The organism is Neisseria sp. HMSC067H09 (assembly GCF_001814135.1).
GTDB lineage: Bacteria > Pseudomonadota > Gammaproteobacteria > Burkholderiales > Neisseriaceae > Neisseria.
The window spans coordinates 1-2,918 of record NZ_KV814939.1 but is presented as its reverse complement, the minus strand read 5'-3'; the positions used below and the strand labels follow the sequence as shown (position 1 = coordinate 2,918).

Genomic DNA, 2,918 nt, shown 5'->3' with positions numbered 1-2,918 from the left:
GTCCAACTTTTGGGGTGCAGTTCAAACCTATTTTGGGGTTCAGACGACCTCTTCTTCTTTTCGCGGATTATTCCGCCGCACGGTTCAGTGCCGAACGAATCAGCATCTGCGTGCCGAACCAGCCCCAGTAAATGCGGTGATGGACGATTTTTCCGCCGGCAATCTGCATGAGTTCCAAAATATCCACTTGATCGCCGTCGGGCGTTTCGCGCGGGTATTCCCAAACCAGCGTGTCCCCCGTCGTGAAATGCGTGCCGTTGCGATACCAGCGTACCAATTCATTCGGTCGGCGGCGCGTTCCTTCTTCTAAAAAAGCCAGGATGTCGGCTTTGCCGCGCAAAATGCCGCTTTGCCGCTGCATGATAAGGGGAACGAGCGGGCTTTCGAAAACGGCGTTGTCGTCATACAGGCTGATCAGTCGGGCGGTGTCGCGGTTTTTGGCAAACTCGTGCCAGTCGTTGTAAATGCGTTCGAAATCGTTCATAAAGGCCGTTTTTCGGTCTGCCGGACTCTAATTTTTCCGCGCAGTAACAAATTCCGCCAGCAGCCGCAGATGCAGGGCTTTTGCGCCGAAGGGTTCGAGCAGGGCGACGGCTTCTGCGGTCAGGGTTTCGGCATAGGCGCGGGCGGCTTGCAGGCCCATCAGTTTGACGTAGGTCGGTTTGTCGTTGTCGCTGTCTTTGCCGGCGGTTTTGCCCAAGGTGGCGGTATCGGCTTCGCAGTCCAACACGTCGTCGATGACTTGGAATGCCAAGCCGAGTTTGGCGGCGTAGTTGTCTAAGGTGCGGACGTCGTCTGAATCCAAATCGGGGCAGGCAAGCGCGCCCAATATGACGGCAGCGCGGATGAGGGCGCCGGTTTTGAGGCTGTGCATCTGTTCCAACTGCGCCTGATTCATGGCTTTGCCGACGTTGGCAAGGTCGATGGCTTGTCCGCCCGCCATGCCGAGGCTGCCGGATGCTTTGGCGAGCGTGGACAACATGGCGATTTGGCGTTCGGCGGGCAGTCCGGTCGGACGGCTCAATACGTCGAAGGCTTGGGTTTGCAGCGCGTCGCCGACCAAAAGGGCGGTGGCTTCGTCGTATTTCACATGGCAGGTCGGTTTGCCGCGCCGCAGACTGTCGTTGTCCATGGCGGGCATATCGTCGTGTACCAAGGAATAGACGTGCACCATTTCAATCGCCGCCATGGCTTGTTCGACGGCGTTTTGGTCGGCATCGCCCAATTCGGACGCGGCGAGCACCAAGAGCGGGCGCAGCCGTTTGCCGCCGCCGAGGGTAACGTAACGCATGGCTTCGTGCAGCGTGTGCGGCACTTGGTTTTCAGACGGCAGGAAACGCTCCAGCAGCAATTCGGTCTGCGCTTGGGCTTTTTGCTGCCATGCTTTCAATTCATTCGCCGGGTTCAAGGTTCAGCTCCTTCAGTTCGCCCGCGTCCAATACTTGCAGCTTTTGTTCGACTTCCGCCAGCTTGGTTTGGCAGTATCTGACAAGCTCGTTGCCTTCCTGATAGGCTGCCAGAGCGTCTTCCAGCGGCATTTCGCTGCTTTGCATGGACTGGGTCAGGGTTTCGAGGCGGGCGAGGGCTTCTTCAAAGGATTTTGGGGCTTTTTTCATGATGATGCGGGCAAAAAATCAAAGCGGTATTGTAGCATTTTATGGGCTGCTTCTTGGACGGGAACGGAAAAAGGTCGTCTGAAAACCTGATTTCCAAGTTTTCAGACGACCTTTTGAGCTGATGATACGGTAAAAATCAGTCTTTCAGCATGGCGGCGCCGAAAGTACCGCTCTTGCCTTCGCTCGGATGATCGAAGCGGCCGGCCATTTCTTCCGCCTGCGGACCCAGGAAAATGCCCGACATACTGTTTTTAGTTGTCCCGTCCACATAAACAAAACGGTTACCGGCGATATTGGCCTGGAGCATTACGGGGTTAAAACGTCCTTCTGCCGAATAAACACCGCCGGTCAGCGATTTTTCACCAAAATCAACATTGAACAGGGATGAGCCGACAGTGTTGATGTTGGATACGTCATTGTAGAACGCATTGCCTTGGTAGATAGCCGAACCGGTTTGCGGCATGGCTTCGACAGGCGTCATCAGACCTTGGTAGAACACCAGGGATGAATTGAGCTCGCCGTTGTCCTTTTTGCTTCCGTAAAAACCGTAATGGCCGTATTGCAGATGCGTACCGATGGCGCGGATAATTTTGTTATCCGATAAGGACAGCATACCGTTTGCCGCGTCAAATGTTTGTGGCAGCAGGTTGATTTTTTGTCCGTTGACTTCGAGGACATCAGGATTACCCACTCTGTTAATCACTTTGTTATCGGCACCGTCAACCGACAACATGGTGTAAAAACCGCCGATTGATCGCATAGCCGGAGCAACCTCCGCTTTTGGGGTAACTTCTTCAGCGGCTTTGCGTTCTTCTTCAGCTTTAGCTTTAGCGGCTTCTTCAGCGGCCTTGCGTTCTTCTTCAGCTTTAGCTTTAGCGGCTTCTTCAGCGGCCTTGCGTTCTTCTTCAGCTTTAACTTTTGCAGCTTCTTCAGCAGCTTTACGTTCAGCTTCGGCTTTAGCTTTGGCAGCCTCTTCAGCGGCCTTGCGTTCTTCTTCAGCTTTGGCTTTTGCAGCTTCCTCAGCCGCTTTACGTTCCGCTTCAGCCTTGGCTTTAGCTTTGGCAGCCTCTTCAGCGGCCTTGCGTTCGGCTTCTGCTTTAGCTTTGGCTGCTTCTTCTGCAGCTTTGCGCTCGGCTTCTGCTTTAGCTTTAGCAGCTTCTTCCGCAGCTTTACGTTCCGCTTCAGCCTTGGCTTTAGCTTTGGCAGCTTCTTCGGCAGCTTTGCGTTCAGCTTCGGCTTTAGCTTTAGCGGTTTCTTCCGCAGCTTTTCGTTCCGCTTCAGCCTTGGCTTTAGCTTTGGCAG

4 protein-coding genes are annotated in these 2,918 nt (G+C 54.3%); all 4 read right to left on the bottom strand.

Annotated features, from left to right (window positions below):
• Positions 1-67: 67 nt before the first annotated feature.
• Positions 68-484, bottom strand: coding sequence for a nuclear transport factor 2 family protein (locus HMPREF2954_RS09620; protein WP_045072345.1), 417 nt, complete (start codon positions 482-484; stop codon positions 68-70).
• Positions 485-511: 27 nt separating this feature from the next.
• Positions 512-1,408 carry a polyprenyl synthetase family protein gene (locus HMPREF2954_RS09615; RefSeq protein ID WP_045072344.1) on the bottom strand — a complete coding sequence of 299 codons (897 nt, stop codon included), beginning with the start codon at positions 1,406-1,408 and terminating at the stop codon, positions 512-514.
• Complete coding sequence (locus tag HMPREF2954_RS09610) at positions 1,392-1,619, bottom strand: exodeoxyribonuclease VII small subunit (RefSeq protein WP_029609485.1); 228 nt, start codon at positions 1,617-1,619, stop codon at positions 1,392-1,394. The genes HMPREF2954_RS09615 and HMPREF2954_RS09610 overlap by 17 nt, the downstream gene beginning before the upstream one ends.
• 133 nt (positions 1,620-1,752) lie before the next feature.
• On the bottom strand, positions 1,753-2,918 hold a 1,166-nt coding region (locus HMPREF2954_RS13300; protein ID WP_321178162.1), incomplete at its 5' end, for a transferrin-binding protein-like solute binding protein.